Source organism: Paenibacillus sp. FSL R10-2782 (assembly GCF_038592985.1).
In the GTDB taxonomy this organism is placed as follows: Bacteria; Bacillota; Bacilli; order Paenibacillales; family Paenibacillaceae; genus Paenibacillus; species Paenibacillus terrae_C.
Genome location: NZ_CP151951.1, coordinates 3,440,664 through 3,458,043 on the forward strand (window position 1 = coordinate 3,440,664; position 17,380 = coordinate 3,458,043).

Annotated in this window: 16 protein-coding genes and 1 tRNA gene; 9 read left to right on the plus strand and 8 right to left on the minus strand. The window is 45.9% G+C overall.

Annotated features, from left to right (window positions below; genetic code table 11):
• Window positions 1-8: 8 nt before the first annotated feature.
• On the minus strand, window positions 9-1,079 hold the full coding sequence (locus NST83_RS15550; protein WP_342414833.1) for a LacI family DNA-binding transcriptional regulator: 1,071 nt from the start codon (window positions 1,077-1,079) through the stop codon (window positions 9-11).
• A 312-nt stretch (window positions 1,080-1,391) separates the two neighbouring features.
• On the opposite strand from NST83_RS15550, the gene NST83_RS15555 reads away from it, so the two are divergent.
• From NST83_RS15555 to glpK, 4 genes are read left to right on the plus strand one after another with little or no spacing between them, the layout of a single operon-like run.
• Entirely contained in the window at window positions 1,392-2,855 is a 1,464-nt protein-coding gene (locus tag NST83_RS15555; protein ID WP_250270886.1) for an L-fucose/L-arabinose isomerase family protein, read from the plus strand.
• Between the two features lie 54 nt (window positions 2,856-2,909).
• Complete coding sequence (locus NST83_RS15560) at window positions 2,910-3,755, plus strand: transketolase (RefSeq protein WP_342414834.1); 846 nt, start codon at window positions 2,910-2,912, stop codon at window positions 3,753-3,755.
• Between the two features lie 2 nt (window positions 3,756-3,757).
• On the plus strand, window positions 3,758-4,693 hold the full coding sequence (locus NST83_RS15565) for a transketolase C-terminal domain-containing protein (RefSeq protein WP_342414835.1): 936 nt from the start codon (window positions 3,758-3,760) through the stop codon (window positions 4,691-4,693).
• Window positions 4,694-4,705: 12 nt separating this feature from the next.
• On the plus strand, window positions 4,706-6,223 hold the full coding sequence (glpK, locus tag NST83_RS15570; protein WP_342414836.1) for a glycerol kinase GlpK: 1,518 nt from the start codon (window positions 4,706-4,708) through the stop codon (window positions 6,221-6,223).
• Between the two features lie 85 nt (window positions 6,224-6,308).
• On the opposite strand, the gene NST83_RS15575 is transcribed toward glpK, so the two are convergent.
• Window positions 6,309-7,187 carry a LysR family transcriptional regulator gene (locus tag NST83_RS15575; protein ID WP_342414837.1) on the minus strand — a complete coding sequence of 293 codons (879 nt, stop codon included), beginning with the start codon at window positions 7,185-7,187 and terminating at the stop codon, window positions 6,309-6,311.
• A 136-nt stretch (window positions 7,188-7,323) separates the two neighbouring features.
• On the opposite strand from NST83_RS15575, the gene NST83_RS15580 reads away from it, so the two are divergent.
• On the plus strand, window positions 7,324-8,535 hold the full coding sequence (locus NST83_RS15580; RefSeq protein WP_342414838.1) for an MFS transporter: 1,212 nt from the start codon (window positions 7,324-7,326) through the stop codon (window positions 8,533-8,535).
• 182 nt (window positions 8,536-8,717) lie between these two features.
• Here NST83_RS15580 and NST83_RS15585 read toward each other — a convergent pair whose 3' ends face one another.
• Window positions 8,718-10,778 carry a glycosyl hydrolase 115 family protein gene (locus NST83_RS15585; protein WP_342414839.1) on the minus strand — a complete coding sequence of 687 codons (2,061 nt, stop codon included), beginning with the start codon at window positions 10,776-10,778 and terminating at the stop codon, window positions 8,718-8,720.
• Between the two features lie 312 nt (window positions 10,779-11,090).
• Window positions 11,091-11,585 carry a PTS glucose transporter subunit IIA gene (locus NST83_RS15590; protein ID WP_342414840.1) on the minus strand — a complete coding sequence of 165 codons (495 nt, stop codon included), beginning with the start codon at window positions 11,583-11,585 and terminating at the stop codon, window positions 11,091-11,093.
• 107 nt (window positions 11,586-11,692) lie between these two features.
• On the opposite strand from NST83_RS15590, the gene NST83_RS15595 reads away from it, so the two are divergent.
• A complete protein-coding gene (locus tag NST83_RS15595) occupies window positions 11,693-12,400 on the plus strand; it encodes a GntR family transcriptional regulator (RefSeq protein WP_342414841.1) in 708 nt (235 codons plus the stop codon).
• A 65-nt stretch (window positions 12,401-12,465) separates the two neighbouring features.
• Here NST83_RS15595 and NST83_RS15600 read toward each other — a convergent pair whose 3' ends face one another.
• Window positions 12,466-13,665: an enolase C-terminal domain-like protein gene (locus tag NST83_RS15600; RefSeq protein WP_342414842.1), complete on the minus strand. Its 1,200-nt coding sequence runs from the start codon at window positions 13,663-13,665 to the stop codon at window positions 12,466-12,468.
• A 259-nt stretch (window positions 13,666-13,924) separates the two neighbouring features.
• Between NST83_RS15600 and NST83_RS15605 the strand changes: the two genes are divergently transcribed.
• Window positions 13,925-15,310, plus strand: a complete 1,386-nt coding sequence (locus NST83_RS15605) for a PTS transporter subunit EIIC (protein ID WP_342414843.1) — start codon at window positions 13,925-13,927, stop codon at window positions 15,308-15,310.
• A gap of 570 nt (window positions 15,311-15,880) precedes the next feature.
• On the opposite strand, the gene NST83_RS15610 is transcribed toward NST83_RS15605, so the two are convergent.
• Window positions 15,881-15,966, minus strand: a tRNA-Leu gene (locus NST83_RS15610).
• 246 nt (window positions 15,967-16,212) lie between these two features.
• On the opposite strand from NST83_RS15610, the gene NST83_RS15615 reads away from it, so the two are divergent.
• Entirely contained in the window at window positions 16,213-16,371 is a 159-nt protein-coding gene (locus NST83_RS15615) for a hypothetical protein (RefSeq protein ID WP_013371953.1), read from the plus strand.
• 134 nt (window positions 16,372-16,505) lie between these two features.
• Window positions 16,506-16,697: a hypothetical protein gene (locus NST83_RS15620; protein ID WP_342414844.1), complete on the plus strand. Its 192-nt coding sequence runs from the start codon at window positions 16,506-16,508 to the stop codon at window positions 16,695-16,697.
• Between the two features lie 77 nt (window positions 16,698-16,774).
• Here NST83_RS15620 and NST83_RS15625 read toward each other — a convergent pair whose 3' ends face one another.
• Window positions 16,775-16,927, minus strand: coding sequence for a hypothetical protein (locus tag NST83_RS15625; RefSeq protein WP_162833923.1), 153 nt, complete (start codon window positions 16,925-16,927; stop codon window positions 16,775-16,777).
• 99 nt (window positions 16,928-17,026) lie between these two features.
• Window positions 17,027-17,353, minus strand: a complete 327-nt coding sequence (locus tag NST83_RS15630) for a YnfA family protein (protein ID WP_342417968.1) — start codon at window positions 17,351-17,353, stop codon at window positions 17,027-17,029.
• Between the last annotated feature and the right edge of the window lie 27 nt (window positions 17,354-17,380).

Sequence of the window (17,380 nt, forward strand, 5' to 3'; positions counted from 1 at the left end):
TCCTCTACTCAGGCCTGCTCGGTTAGCTTGCCTTTAGGTACGAAAGTGGCAGGAGCAGCACAGGAATTGCGCTCTACAAATTTCGTATCCACTGTGATTTTTGCTGTAACCTGCGTTCCCTGCTCAATAGAATCGGTCAGGAGATCGACAGCCAGAACGGCCATTCTTTCTTTTTCTACATGAATGGTTGTTAGCTCCGGCGTAACAATGACCGATTCCGTAATGTTGTCAAAGCCGATAATTGAAGTATCCTGCGGCACCCGGATGCCAAGCTCGCTCATGGTCTTCATAGCGCTGATAGCAATATAGTCGCATTCGCAGAACCAGGCCGTTGGCAAAGTTTTCCCGCTCTCCAGATAAACGGTTAACTGCCGATTCAGATCCTCCTGCGAAGTAAGAATGGTTGGCGCTACAGCCAGCATTTGTGCCTCCGGAATCTTCAGCCCCCGTTCCATGAGTGCCGACAAAAATCCGCGTTTACGTTCCTCAAAATTATGAATTCGTACATTTGAAGCAATATAACCGATTGAGGTATGACCCATGTCGCATAAATAAGCTCCTGCCTGATAAGCACCCATAACATTATTAATCTGGATAAATTGTACGGAAAGCGTATCAAAGCAGGTATCCAGCACAATCAGATTCGGCAGCTTGGCATGAATATCACTGATCTGCTCACGGGTCAGATTGGTTCCCAGAACAATGGTGCCTACGCTGCGTTTCTCCTCTGCAACCATCTGGATATCCCTCTGGAAAAATTCTACGTCGACCGTCGAGAAGATCAACGAATACCCTTTTTGTCGGCAACGTTCCTCAATAAACTGGATTAATTCTTTAAAAAATGGCTGCTGATAGTATTCCTCAAGGACAATACCCGAATTTGTACACACGAGAAAAAGCAAGGACTTATCACTTCTTGAAGCCGTTATCGTCTTGCTTTTGGGACTGTATCCTGCCTCGTGGGCTACCTGGAGAATACGTTCACGCGTATCCGGGCCAATACCCGGCTTGCCGCTGAAGGCCAGTGAAACAGCTGATTTGGATACGTTGGCCAACTTAGCGATGTCTTCCATTTTCATGCCCTAATTCTCCATTCTAAATAAGATGAACACAGCAGTGAAGTGAATAAGTGAAGTTTACATCGAATTGAGATGCGATGCAATGATTAGCTGAATTTATTTATATTTGTTTAGTTATTTGTTTAGATTTTCGCAACTAAATATCACCGAATAATTCATTGACACCGTTTTAATTCGATGTTACTATGGCCTCGACATAGAAATAGTCATTGAATTTAGTTTTTAAAACTAAACTAATTTAATTTTGTTTAGTTTATTTATTCTATTTTGTTCAGCAAATGTTGATTATTCAAGTACAGAGGAGACATGATCATGAAGAAATTAAAGTTGGGTTATGCTCCGACGCGCCGATTTACGTTCAGCGCCGACGATGCCTTTAAGTACAAAGTGGAAATTCGCAAGAAAATTGAGAGCTTTGGCATGGATATCGACATTGTAGACCTGGAGGGCCTTAATGAGGAAGGCTTGCTGTATGACGACCATATAAACGCGGATTTAATTGCAAAGCGATTCAAAGAGGAAGAAGTCGACGCAGTTTTTTTCCCACATTGCAACTTTGGTACAGAAGATACTGTAGCTCGTGTAGGCAAGGCGCTCGGCAAGCCTGTCCTGCTGTGGGGACCGCGAGATGAAGCGCCGCTTGCGGACGGCATGCGTCTTCGCGACACCCAATGCGGTATTTTCGCCACAGGTAAAGTGCTGCGAAGATTCAACGTTCCCTTTACCTATGTAACGAACAGTTGGGTGAATGATCCGGTTTTCGAAAGAGGCTTTACCAACTTTGTGGCTGCCGCCAACGTCGTGCGCCAATTCAAGAGCTTACGCATTCTCCAGATTGGCCCACGCCCTGCTTCGTTCTGGACGATGATGTGCAATGAAGGCGAACTGCTGGAACGCTTCGGTATTGAGATTCACCCTATTACCATTGTCGACATTCAGCTTAGAACCAAAAAAATCGCCTCCAGCAATAGCTCCGAGCTTCTGGAAACGATGGATTACATTAAAGAAAAACTCGATTACAGTGAAGTGACCGAAGATGACGTAAGACGGATAGCTGCTTTAAAGGTCGCCATGAAATCCTTCGCCCGTGAGACGGGAAGCAGCGCTATCGCAATCCAGTGCTGGTCCTCTTTGCAGGATGCCATATCCATTATGCCGTGTCTGGCCAACGCAATCCTGACTGACGAACAAATTCCGGTTACTTGTGAAACAGATATCCATGGAGCCATTACTTCCATTATGGTGCAGGCTGCCTCCATGAACACAATGCCAACCTTCTTCGCAGATATTACTGTTCGACATCCTGAGAATGATAACGGCGAACTTCTCTTCCACTGTGGCAATTTCCCGGTCTCGCTCTCTGTAGAGAACAAACCGAAGTTACGCAAGCATTTTCTCTTCGACGACCATTCTCCCGGAACGCATGAAGGCGAAATCCGCGGTGGCGGTATGACCATTGCCCGATTTGACGGCGACCACGGTGAGTACTCCATGTTCCTCGGGCGTGCCCGGGGTATTGAAGGTCCTTATACCCGCGGCTCCTACGTATGGGTGGAAGTAAACGATTGGCCGCTGTGGGAGGAAAAACTCGTAAAAGGGCCTTACGTCCATCATTCCGTAGGTATCCACGCCAATGTGATCCCGGCCATTTATGAGGCCTGCAATTATATACCCGGCCTGACGCCTGATCCGGTCGATCCCACAGAACAGGAAATTCAAAGCTGGCTTAGAGGATCCGATCTCGCCCGTAATAAGCGCCCGAACCTTCACGTTTGAGACGTCTAAAGCGATAAAGCCCATCCCTATAATATCTATCTTGAGGAGGACATTATGGAAATCCAGGAACTGAAAGTCAAAGCCGCACAAATCCGCATGGACCTGCTAACCATCATTCACCGCGCCAAAACGGGACATACGGGGGGATCGCTGAGCAATACAGACATTTTAACGGCTTTATATTATGAAATCATGAACGTTGACCCTTCTAATCCAAAATGGGATGACCGTGATCGCTTTATCGCCAGCAAAGGGCATTCCGTAGAATCTCTATGGTGTATTCTGGCCGACCGGGGCTTTTTCCCAAAAGAAGAGCTGGAGACCTATAGCCAGTTCGGTACCCGACTCATTGGCCACCCGAACAACAAGGTTCCAGGGATTGAAATGAACACCGGGGCCCTCGGCCACGGTCTGCCCATTTCCGTAGGCATGGCACTAGCTGCCAAGCGGGATGACCGTCCTTACCGTGTATTTTGTCTAATGGGAGACGGCGAACAGGCCGAAGGCTCCAACTGGGAAGCCGCTATGGCAGGCTCTCATTATAAGCTGGATAACCTGATCGGCATTATCGACCGCAACCGACTCCAGATCAGCGGTTCTACCGAAGAAGTCATGGGACTGGAGCCGCTGGAAGAGAAGTGGACTGCCTTCGGCTGGAACGTCGTCTCTATCAACGGCAACAATATGGAAGAATTACTTAAGGCATTCAGGTCCGTCCCTGAAGTAGCGGGAAAGCCAACGTTAATTATGGCCAATACCACCAAGGGCAAAGGCGTATCGTTCGCCGAAAATGTCCCGGCATGGCACCACCATGTGCCTAATGATAAAGAGTTGGAGCTGGCTCTCACAGAGCTAAAGGCAACAATCGAAGAATTGACGCAGAAAGGGCAGGTGCATTAAGCATGAATAAAATTCCTAATCGCCAAGTAATCTGTGACACACTGCTGGAGTTGGCCAAAGACGACCGTGATATCATGGTACTGGCCAGCGATTCGCGTGGTTCTGCTGCAATGGCTCCCTTTGCCAATACATTCCCGGAGCAGTTCGTCGAGGTCGGCATTGCCGAACAGAATATCGTAGGCATGTCTGCAGGCCTAGCCCACAGCGGCAAAAAACCGTTTGTGACTTCACCAGCCTGCTTCCTCAGTATGCGCAGTATTGAACAAGTCAAAGTTGACATTGCTTATTCGCGGACAAATGTGAAGCTCATCGGCATTAGCGGAGGGGTCAGCTACGGGGCGCTTGGCATGTCACACCACTCCGTGCAAGATATCGCAGTAGCCCGGGCAATTCCGGGACTGGCGATTGTCCTGCCTGCTGATCGTCACGAAACGAAGAAACTGACCGAAGCGCTTGTAAAATATGACGGCGGCGTATACGTGCGAATCGGGCGTAATCCCGTTGAGGACGTTTACGAAACCGATGATTACCCATTCGAAATAGGCAAAGCTATAACTGTGAGAGAAGGCAAAGACGTTACAATTATTGGTGTCGGTGAAACCGTGCGAATCGCACTCGATGCCGCCAAGGCACTCAACGACGAAGGCATATCCGCCCGGGTAATCAATATGCATACAATCAAGCCGCTGGATGAAGAGGCGATCATTACCGCTGCACGTGAAACTGGACGCATCATTACCGTTGAGGAACATAGCATTTACGGCGGTCTCGGCGCAGCCGTGGCAGAAATTGTTGTGCAGAATCACCCGGTTCCTATGAGAGTGCTCGGCATCCCGGATGAGCCGGCGATTGCCGGTAAATCGGCGGAAGTTTTCCACCACTACGGCATTACGGGTGACAATATCAAACAAATTGCATTCGAATTGATTAATAAGTAGAGGGCGAAGCATATGGAGCACAATCAACAATATATATTGGCCATCGACCAGAGTACTTCAGGCACCAAAGCACTCCTTGTAGACCATCAGGGTGCAGTAATCGCCCGCAGCGGGATGGAGCATAAGCAATATTACCCCCATCCCGGCTGGGTAGAGCATGATCCGCTCGAAATTTATGAAAATGTCAAAATAACGGCCCGCAGCGTATTGGAGCAAGCATGCGTCCACCCGTCCGCACTAGCTGCGCTGACAATCACCAATCAACGCGAAACGGCACTGGTGTGGGATAAGACGACTGGTCAGCCAATATATAATGCTATTGTCTGGCAATGCCAGCGTACGGCGGACCTGTGCGCCGAGCTGAAGCAAGCTGGCCACGAAAGCACTATCCACGCCAAAACAGGGCTTATGCTTGACCCTTATTTCTCCGCTGCCAAGTTCAAGTGGATCATTGAACATGCGGAAGGAGCTGCCTACCTGCTGGCTGAAGGGAGGCTACTTGCAGGGAACATGGACAGTTGGCTAGTCTGGAAGCTTACCGGCGGCAAAAAACATGCAACCGACTATACAAATGCCAGCCGTACATCGCTGTTCAATATCCACACGCTGGAGTGGGATGAAGAGCTTGCTCAGTTGTTTTCCGTTCCTTCTTCCCTGCTGCCCGAGGTTAAACCATCCGACGCTATTTTCGGATATACGGCAGATTGCGACCTTTTCAATGAGAAAATACCGATTTCGGGCGTCATTGGGGATTCACAAGGGGCGTTGTATGGGCATCTGTGTTTCAAGCCCGGAACAGCCAAAGCAACCTTTGGCACGGGCACCTCTGTATTAATGAACGTAGGGAATCATCCGGTGGATGGCGGTGACGGACTTGTAACCGCTATCGCCTGGGGGGCCGGCGGAACTGTTACGTATGCACTTGAAGCCATCATCCGGACAACAGGTGATAGCATCAAATGGACGCAGGACAACTTAGGACTGTTCTCTACCTTTGAGGAAATGCAGCGCTTAGTCGAAAGCGTTCCTGCAAACGATGGCGTCTATCTTGTGCCTGCCTTTGTCGGAATGGGCGCTCCCTATTGGAATCCCTACGCCCGGGCGGCAATTATCGGTATGAACCGTGGAACTGGCAAAGGACACATTGTCCGGGCTGCGTTGGAGAGCATCGCTTACCAAGTACGGGATGCTATAGAGTTTATTCAGGAACAGTCCGGGATTGAGTTGGTCGGTCTGCGCACGGACGGTGGGGCTTCCTCCAACACTTGGCTGATGCAATTTCAGGCCGATATTCTGGGCAACCTTGTGAGCCGATCCACATGTGCCGAGCTGTCGGCCATGGGTTCAGTCTATCTCGGTGGGCTCGGCACAGGCTTTTGGTCCGATCCAGATCAAATCGCTTCCAATCTTAAAATGTATGAAGCATATGAACCAAAGATGGATGACGCTACCAGAGAGAAATATTATACTGGCTGGCAGCGGGCTGTTCAATCTGTAGTGCAACAACAGCATGAATCTCCCGTTTTATAAATAATCTCTATACTTCATTCCTCATATCTCCCCAAAACAAACCATACAAAAGGGCCCTTGCTTTTGCAAAGGCCCTGTTATTAAATTACTCACTCGAACGATATAACTGACTCAACACTTTTACAAATTCACGGGCTGCCGGGGTCGCTTCATCAAAGGAATGCACGATAATTCCGATATCCCGCGTAATCCGGGGAATAATCTCTTTAACGATTAGTGAATGGGACACCGAGGAAAGCGTAAATTTCGATATAATGCCGATGCCCAGCTTTTTTTGGACCATATGGACTAATGTTTCGGCCGTTTGGACCGTGAGACTCTCCTGGAAAGGAATTTGCTGCTCATGCAAGGTGTTTAATACAGCAGATTCATGTCCTCCTTTACAGAAGATAAGCTCGTTCCTGTTCTGTTCCAGTGAAACCTCATGTTCTGCTTGCAATGGATGATTCTCCGGTATGATCGCAACCATGGAATCGTGTTCAAGAATATGGACGTCATAATGATCGAATGGAGAAGCTACTATTCCAATTTCAACAGTGCGATCCTCCACCCATTGTTTAATTTGATTCGAGTTTCCTTCCATCAGTTCAATGGTGACTTCCGGATATTGGGAGCGGAATAAGCAGATCGCTTCTGGAAGCAAGTTCGTAGAGGCCGCCGGGAAGGAGCCTATTTTCACTTTACCGCGCAAAAGCTTATTCTCCTGGCACGCAAGCTGAACTATTTTATCTTCGATTTCCTTCATTTGTCTTGCCAGACTCAGCATTTCTTTTCCCACTTCGGTCAGTACAAGTCCATTCTGCTTGTCGCGAATAAACAATTTTACCTGCAAAGTATTTTCAAATTGGATCAAAGCCTTGCTAACCGCAGGCTGGGAAATAAACAGCGCTTTAGCAGCCTCCGTCATATTCATTTTCTCCGCAACCTTCATAAACACTTCGAGATGATTCATATTCACAGACATACACCCATCATAACCACATGGTTATCCCCTCTATGAAATAATAGTATTTCAGTTATATCAAAACATACCTTATGATAAAAAACAACTCCTGCTCCTTATGAGCAGATGTAATGCTTGATTAGAAGGGGATTGGAATATGAATTCAAATCTGAATTTTACCGAACACACTACCAGAGATACAGCTTCATCTAAAGGACTTCCATGGGGCGGGTTACTGGCGCTTGCTATGACCGGATTTATTTGTATTCTCACCGAAACGCTTCCCGCTGGTCTATTGCCACAAATCAGCAAAGGACTGGGAATATCAGAAGCTTTGGCTGGCCAATTGGTCACGTTGTATGCTCTCGGTTCGCTCGCTGCCGCAATCCCATTGACTGCCGCAACACGGGGCTGGCGACGACGGCCTTTATTATTGCTCTGTATCATTGGATTTCTCATGTTTAACACCATTACGGCACTGTCTTCTTACTATATCTTGACGCTGGCTGCCCGTTTCCTTGCAGGCGTAGCCGCTGGTGTGTTATGGGGAATGCTTGCTGGCTATGCCCGGCGAATGGTTCCGGATTCATTAAAAGGACGCGCCATGGCTGTCGCCATGTCAGGAACCCCGCTGGCTCTTGCCCTCGGCGTTCCGTTAGGAACGTTCCTCGGTGCGCTTGTTGGCTGGAGAACGGTTTTTGGTACCATGTCCTTTCTCGCGGTAGTCTTAGTCGTCTGGGTACTCTGGAAACTTCCGGATTTTCCCGGACAGGCTTCCCATCAGCGACTCCCGCTGAGTAAGGTTTTCACGATTGCTGGTGTACGTCCCATTTTACTTGTCGTTTTGGTTTGGGTACTTGCGCATAATATTCTGTACACCTATATCGCTCCTTATTTGAGTCAGGCTGGACTGGCCTCCCGAACGGATGTGGTGCTGCTTATTTTCGGGATAACTTCAGTTGCCGGAATTGGATTGGTCGGTGCATTGATCGACCGCTGGTTGCGTTTATTGGTACTCATGAGTACCCTTGGCTTTGCTGTAACTGCTGTGGCACTAGGAATCGGAAGTCACCAACCTGCCATCGTGTATTTAAGTGTTGCCCTGTGGGGACTGACCTTCGGCGGTGCCGCTACCTTATTACAGACCGCATTGGCCGAAGCGGCAGGCGAGAGTGCAGATGTAGCTCAGTCTATGCTTGTAACCGCTTGGAATCTGGCCATTGGCGGGGGCGGCTTGCTTGGCGGAATTCTTTTAGAGACGCTTGGGGTTCACTCTTTTCCGTGGACGTTGCTTATCCTTATGCTTCTTGCCTTCGTCATTTCGTGGGTTGCCAAGGAACACGGGTTTTCTGCAAGAAGATATGAGTAGACCTGAAACTCAAGAAACGGTATGGATGGAAGAAAAAAATTATTTAGAGGTCTGCAGGTTATGGTAGCTTGAAAGTTGCATCATGAGATATGCAGAAGCTAAACAAAACATAGGTTAAGTTACAAAGAACCTTCCAATCCATCTTGATGGACCGGAAGGTTCTTTTACTGGGACCGAGTCCTCTAATATAGCACCTTCTCCAAGCAGCGTGCCAATTCATCATCGGGTAGCGGCTTGCGATGCGTATTTTCCAGGTAGATATGTTTCTCTGTTTCCGGCATTACATATTGTTTGTACCACAGGAACATATCGGGACTATCTCCCTGAATCCGGAGAAATCTCCGCACCGTGTCCGTATGAGAAATGGTATTATCGAGATTGGTCAACCAATCCGCCCGGTAGAAATGCTCCCATCTTCCAGTTCCTGCGAGCAAGAGCGCTTCTTTACCCATCTGGTAGCTCCAAACTGCATGCGAAGCTTGTACAAATGCTCGTGGATAATCTTCTTCAAGAAATAACCCGTAAGCAATGCAGATGTCAGCCAGCCCACGGGAGCCGCTCAGATGCAATTCAATCTGCACAAGAAGCTGATTATAAAGCCTGCGACATTCGTCTTCAGGCAATTGTTTCATAATTCGCAGACACCTCTCTCGCAGTTCAGCCCAGCCGGGGATTGCCGATTCGGCTTTTTCCTTGAACCAGCGTACCTGCTCAGGAAAAGGTCCTTCTCCAGCAGCCCAGCACAGCCGTTCATCACTGCCTTCTTTACCTTGCAGCCAAAAGCCCATCATTTGCCGCGCTGGATGGTGATAGAATTCCTCCCCTGCCCGATCATCCTTGTGCGGACCATAAACGATAGTGCAACGGGAATAATCCCGGTATAATTGGAAAATCTCTTGATGCTGACGACTGTACAACCGCCCGATAAAGTCAGTAAGCTGCTGTTCAGCATCCACGTTACCATACGTCCATAAATTCGCTGCCAAATCCAGCGTATATAAATGTGGCAAAATATTACCTGAATTGACCAACAGATACTCGTCTGCTCCTGCGGCAAATGCTGCCGTTAATTCGTCCACAATCAGCTCGGCTGAGGAGGGAAATTGCGTAAGATGGTTTGACGCCTGCAAGTCGTGGAAGGTCACATGATAATATACACCGTTCTTGCCTTCATCCTCCACCTCGGGCAATGCGGGTACACGATGGTTGAGATTCCCATGGCGCCGGGATACCATTTTACCGTAACCATTGTCCGCCCATATTTTAATTACTCCTTCGGGGACTTCAATGTGACCCTGCTTGTATAACTCGGCAATCTCGCCATACATCGCCATACTGCAAACGGGCTGCTCCACAAATTCGCAGATCATAGTGTACTGCTTGCGAACCACATAAGATATTAATTGTCCACGTTTCTCCGGCGTATTAAAGGAAGGATCATTTTCCCAAAAAGGCTTGTCTCCCTGCCCACGAAAAGACAATACCCATACAATTTTCTCTCCCTTTTGCCGTTCAATCGCTTCCTGCCATAGCTGTTCAAACAGTTCAGGATGCTCTTTGTAGCTGGCCTGTTTACCCGGAAAAACACGCAAAAACATCTCCGCACCCAGCGGCTCGGCATGATGGTGAGTAATCCATAATCCCATTTCTGCTGCAAGCTTATGATGGATACCTGTACGCGGTAAATCCGTCCCCGGAATTACCATGTTGCCACCGCAGCGTAGCAATGCTTCAAAAACGGGCTCCCACACCTGTTCCGTCGGCGGATAATCATCCTTCCAGCCAATCAAGCAGACCTCATCATTGACGAACCAGCCCCGATAGCGAACCTTGGACGGTGCACTATCATAATCCTGGCTCGGCAGAACTATAGCATCCCGTCTGTTCGGAGAGACTTCCGCCCAGAACCAGAATGGCTCCACACCCAAAACGAAGCGACTGTAATGAAGCAACCCATAAATGATCCCCAGCTCATCACGGCCTATGATATGTAGTACCGTTCCCTTCTCACCAGCAACAAAACGCAGACAATAGCCCTCTGGCCACTGTGGGCAATCATCCTCTTCCTGCGCATAACGAATAATGATTGCGGCCTCTTCTTCTGTTTGTAGCGGCTCTCTGCCAAACACTTGCTTATGGTCTCGCACAATCATTCTCCAAGCGTGGGCAATCGGTACACTTCCAACAGCTTGAAAATTGTATCCGCTTTCATTTGAAATGATCAGAGGTTCACAGGGTTTCATGTATTATCATCTCCTATTCAACAATGAAGACTCTTCTTACTTTTATTTTATAGGTCGGTAACATACTTAGATAGTCTTGATATTACTAATATTGCTCAATCATATAAAAGGATCAGACTATGATTACATTTTCCATCATAGCCTGTGATCCAACGGGACATGAAGATTGGTTAGAGTATTGCTTATCCTATTAGAATGACACTCCATCTTAAAACAAGCGGATCAAGAGAAGCAGTAAACAAGGGATTTTTAAGATAAATTATCTCGCTACAGCTTCTAACGTTATATATGGGTTTGGCATGTATAACCGGTTTAGTAGTAGACCCGTAAAACCGTATCCTCCAAAGGCCTCCAGACGGTACTGTCCACTTCAACTCGCTTGACATTGTCCTGACCATTCGGAACAATGATAGGCGTCACGGTAGAGTATCCGGCCTGACGAATCCTGTCTATGTCGAATTCCAGCAGCAACTGTCCTTTTTTGACCCGATCCCCGTTTTTGACATGCGTTTTGAAGCCTTCGCCTTTAAGAGAAACCGTATTCATACCCACATGAATCAATAGTTGCGTGCCCGTTTGGTGCTGAATTAAAATAGCGTGTTTACTTTTCTCCATAATATGGGCTATTATGCCGTCAAACGGAGCAATAACCTTACCCGTGTCCGGGAGGATTGCAAACCCTTCTCCCATAGCCTTTGTGGAGAACGCCTCATCTTCAACGTTATCAAGAGGCACAAATTGGCCAGATACTGGAGATGATATTTCCAAGAAAGACAAATCTGTATTTTTTTTCTTGCGTCCGAACATCTGAAATTCCTCCTACCTCTATCTCATAATTAATATGATCACTTGATAATAGTTGCTATAACAGTATGATAAAAATATCAATGAACCAACGACTAGGGGGCTTATTAGTGAACAAAAAGGAATTTGTAATTCACGATTTATTGAGCAAAATCTATCAAAATCATTATCCTGACTGGAAACTGCCGACGGAAAGAGAACTCGCGAAGCAATATAATGTTTCACGATACACCATCCATGAATCAATCAAAAAATTAAAATACATGGGCTTGGTTAAAGTCGTTCAAGGATCAGGCATCTTCATAGGAAAGAATATTCAGACCAGTCCACTCATCTATAACTCTTTAACTGAGAACCCATACTCCAACATAAAATCCAAAGTAATCGAGTTGCAAAAGCAACCCGCTACTCCCGAGGACCAACAGATTTTTGGAATAACAAGCAGCGATGAGATATGGGTATATCAACGTCTAAGAATCGTTAACTATCAAACGATGCAGTTAGAGTTGTCCCGATTACCTGTTATTTTATTTCCAATCCTTACGCACACGGATGCCGAACACTCCATTCAATCCTATGTGAAAAAACATAAATATACGATTTCGCATTACCTAAATACCTATGAGGCAATCGCACTTAATAAAGAACAGGCTATGCTCTTGCAACAAAAGAGAAAGAGCCCAGCGATGAAAATATCAAGCCGCGGCATACTTAATAATGGGATTATCTTTGAGATAAGCGAAATCGTAGCCATTGACTATAAATGTACGTATTTAACAGCCTTCAATAACGAGCATCACAAAAGAAGGAATTTATAGACGCATTCACCTAAACAGGCAGCTTCTCCAGCATAAGGATCCCTATATGCTGGAGTATTTTTGTTTTAAGGGGTCATAAGTGTTCCATCTGGCAATCTCGCCTGCGTCCATTCGTGCATCCTGTATTCCACCGGATAATTTTTCGCCTGTTCTTCATTGAATTCCACGCCGATGCCCGGAAGTTCAAGAGGGTAAATGTATCCGTTTTTAGCGTCTATGATGGGCGTAAAGATGCTGCGTGTGTTCTCCTTAATCGGAATATTCTCTTGGATCGCGGCACTGTGTAGGTGAATATTAAGATGAGTGTTAACGGCGATTCCAATAGGAGTAATGTCTGACGGTGTATGCCAAGCAATTCTAACTCCGAATGCCTCACATAAGGCTCCTAGCTTAAGAGCAGGCGTGATCCCTCCAATTTGAGATACATGGCAGCGAATAAAATCAATCTGCCTGTTGACAATAAGGCTTCTCCATTCTAAAGGATTATTGAACAGTTCTCCGGTGGCTATTGCAGTTGAAGTTTGCGAACGTATCTGACTTAACCATTCATTTTGATCCGGCGGTAAAATATCCTCAACAAAGTACGGTTTATAGCATTCGAGGTCTTTTGCAAACTGTACGGCTTGATTGGGGAAAAGTCGTTCATGCACGTCATGCAGGATATGAAACTGGTCATTATATTTTGACCTTAATAGAGCAAACATCTTGGTGGTGGTTTGCATATACTCGTCTTGGTCATAATAGGACCCCTTGGTAGGGTAATCCGGAGCGTGCAAGTGTGAAGGATTCCCCCCATAGAAGCCAAGTTGGCACCGGATATGTCTATATCCTTGCTCAAGAATACCATCAATCTCTCGGTACAAATCCTCGATGTTGTCCGCAACCGCATGAGTATATGCAGGTATCGCATCCCTCGATTTGCCTCCAAACAGCTGGTACAAGGGCATGCCGGCAATTTTACCCTTGATGTCCCACAAAGCCATATCCACTCCAGAAATAGCGTTATTCAGTACGGGTCCATTACGCCAATAAGAGTTGACCATCATCATATGCCATAAGTCCTCTATATTATTGGCATCTCTTCCAATCAATATAGGTTTGAGGTACTCCTCGACGATGAGCTGAACGGCTTTCGGGCGCTGCTGAAAAGTGGCGCAGCCATACCCCGTAATTTGATTCTCTGTAGTTACTTTGACAACCACCAGATTATGTCGATCAGGTTTAAGCACAAAACATTCCACATTAGTGATGATGGAAGGGTTCATATTTCTCCTCTTTTCTAAGAATTTCTAGGTTTATTGAAACATGTTTGAAATGCAGAATCAATTTGGCTGGGTAAATTGTCTGATTATTAAAAAAAACCAGACCAATTTATCATAAAAAGTTCAATAAATCCTTATATATCAAGGTTTTTTCACAAAACAAAGCTTATTTTGGACTGCTTTTATTCGACAGACCTTTGTGATACCATTCAGAATGTAAACGGAACCAATACTTCATATTCCAAGGACAGGAGAATTTTTAATGAACAAAATGAAAGCGGTACACGACATGATTTACGGGGTCGGAGGAGAAAGCAATATTCAAAACGCTTGGCATTGCATGACCAGACTCAGGTTTGATCTAAAAGATAAAAACAAAGTGGATATAGAGAAAATTAAGGAATTGGACCCTGTTTTGGGCGCGCAGTTTAATAATGACCAATTCCAAATCATTCTTGGTCCTAAAGTCGCGGAATATTTTAATATTTTAGCCAGTGAATTAAAGCTAACGGATGTTCAAAAGGAAGATGAGGCAAGCGCTGAAAAAAAGAAAGGGTTTGTTACACTCTTCATGAATATTGTATCCGGCGTGTTTGGGCCTATCGTTCCAGCTATTGCCGGGGCAGGATTGATCAAGGGACTTATCGCAGGGTTGACCGCCCTCCATATCATCTCGGATCAAAGCGAAACCATTCAGATCATTAACATGATGGCGAGCGGAGTATTTACGTTTTTACCGTTTTTCTTGGCAGCCTCGGCGGCTAAAATTTTCAAAACCAACGAATATTTAGCGATAGCAATCGCTGCTACCATTATGTTTCCAACGATGGTGGATGCGGCCAAGGCCGGGGAACTTTCCTCGTTTCAGTTTTTAGGCTTTATACCTATCCCAGTGTTTAACTACACCGGTACAGTAATCCCGATTATCTTTGCCGTATGGGCGATGAGCCATATTCATAAAATTGTTAACAGGTTTATGCCAGAAGTGTTAAAAACCGTAGTTACGCCAACGTTAACCTTGTTTATTTCGGGCTTCCTGACATTATCCGTTATCGGTCCCATTGGCATTCACCTAGGCAATGGCTTGGCTTGGCTTGTTCAAGGCTTATTCAGTATCTCTCCCATCCTTGCTGGCGTTGTTGTTGGTGCGATTCGACCTTTGGCTGTCTTTACTGGCATGCATCATGCAATGACTCCGATTGCTTTGCAGAATTTCGCAACACAAGGTTACGATATGTTAATGCCTATGATGTGTATGGCTAACTTTTCAATCGTAGGCGCAACATTTGCAGTGTATTACAAGGTAAACACACCTAAAGAAAAATCTATTATTGTTTCAGCCGCCGTCTCCGGTCTTTTGGGAATTACTGAACCTGCTTTATTCGGTGTACTGGCTAAGTACAAAAAAGCTTTTCTAGCCGCCATCATTGCAAGTTCAGTTGCTTCGGCTTTTATCAGCTTTTTCGGTGTCCGATTGTATGGGTATGTGTTATCCAGTATATTTAGCATTCCCGCTTACTTTGGGCCTTACTTTATCTATGCCATCTCCGGAATGATCATTGCTGTCGCGCTCTCCTTTACAATTTGTTATCTGTTTCTAAGCAAAGTAGATGTTGCGAGAGCAAATGAACCTACGCAGCTCAAATAATCGTTTGTCACGGCCTCCAAGCTTTTTTAAGCTCAATGAATCGATTTAAAGTATCTAAGATAATGAGTGGAGCCTGACTACTTGTATAAGTGTTGTCAGGCCCCCTTCAGTTAGCGATTATTGGGGGATCCGTGCCAATCAAAAGAAGGAGAGGCATGCTTACATTCTTCGTTGCCCGTATTCGGTTTTTTGCGCCCTCCATTGGACGTGTGCCAGTATCCAGCGTCACGAGCATGGGCGTTTAGTTGCGAAGATCAACAAACGTTTTTTCGTTAGGTGCAGCTAATATCACAGTCAGCACATCAACATCGACCGAACTACCAGCACTCTGTCTTTTGTTTCTTTATAGTAGCCAGATGGTTATTAAATAATTGTTGCCTATCGGTCCCGTTGCCCGCGTTCGGATTAATACTCCCTAATCTTGACAAAACAAAAAACGCCCCTCCGGATAGTAACGGTGAGGCGTTTCTTTGGTCCTGTGTACCTATAACGGAATACTCCGCATGTACACAGGACCTCTCGTTATTTTCGTTCATTTAACGTTAATGTGACCGTAGTAAAACGTAAGGATGCCGAGGACCGGGATCGAACCGGTACGGTAGTCACCTACCGCAGGATTTTAAGTCCTGTGCGTCTGCCAATTCCGCCACCCCGGCATAAATTTAGAACGTTATTTTCATACTTACTTGACTTATAAGTAACGGAGAAACATCCAGCTTATGTACAAAATGGTTCTCGTTATGTAAATACCGTTTTAATGGGCACCAACATATAATACGACAATTTCATCAAGTTGTAAAGTATTTTTTTCTAAAATAATAAAATTTCTTTTCTGCATAACTTGGGAGCATTTGAATTACACTAATAAACGTCTTTCCAAACTACCAGAAGGGGTGTTACGAATGCGTGAAGGTATGATTCCAACTGTTCTTGGAACGGTAGTATCGGCTTCAGGCGCTGTGTTGCTGAGCAGTAAGTACAAGCTTGCGGCTACAGGCATTCTCGGTTTCGGACTGGCTCATGTTGTTCTGGGAGCGATTGATCTGATTGAGCATCGCTAGTCGTTTGGGAAGTGCCGGGCGGGAGCTGTTTCCTCCCCGGCTTTATTATTATAGCCGCTTTAGCTGCCTTGAGCGTTAACGTTTATATAAAGCGTACAATATGCTTGCACTCGTAAAGGAGCGTGTGATGTATTATGAAAGAAAACATTAGGGAAGAAAAAAATCGCACCGTCGATCAGGTCGAACATGAACAGTCGTTAGATCAGCGCGAGCCAGGTTTTAATCGGATCCCTGACCTCGATGCCGATACTCCTGCTGCTACAGATATAATTGAAGAAGCTGTGGGCCGTGGCCTGAACAAGTTGCGTAACGATTTTACAGATTAAAGCATGGGTCATAAGGCATGGGTTACTCAAACAACAACATTGAACCAAGCCACCTTATAAACGGTGATTTCTAGTGATCACTTGAAAATAAGCATAAACCAGCCAATAATCGAAACCCAAAGCACAATACTAATCAGGATTCCCCACACGATGCCCACTGAGAAATTCCCTTCACTCTTCGGTACAGCATGGCCAAATTTCAATCTAAGCTTCATTTGATTCCAGTTCATAGAACCCCCTCCTTAAGTTCTATTTCGGAATATGAAGCTCATTTATGTAGATCAATAGTCATGTTTTCCAAAAAAAATAAAAAAGGGCTTTTTGTCCTATCATCCAGTCCGGGGAAAAAGTATTACTGCTATTCCGACCAAACAAATCAATCCACCTACGATATCGTACAAATCAGGTGTCTTTTTATCAATCCACCATCCCCATGCAATGGAAAGGACAATAAAGACACCTCCGTATGCTGCATACACACGCCCAAAAGAGGAGAAAACCTGAAAAGTTGCAATGACTCCGTAGACAGCCAAAATCACCCCGCCGCAAAGTCCGACATACCATGTCTTCCCTTCACGCAGCCACTGCCAGATCAGATACCCTCCCCCAATTTCGGCTATGCCAGCCAAAATAAAAAGTAACGATGCCTTTAACACCATTCCACATCCCTTTTCTGCTAATCT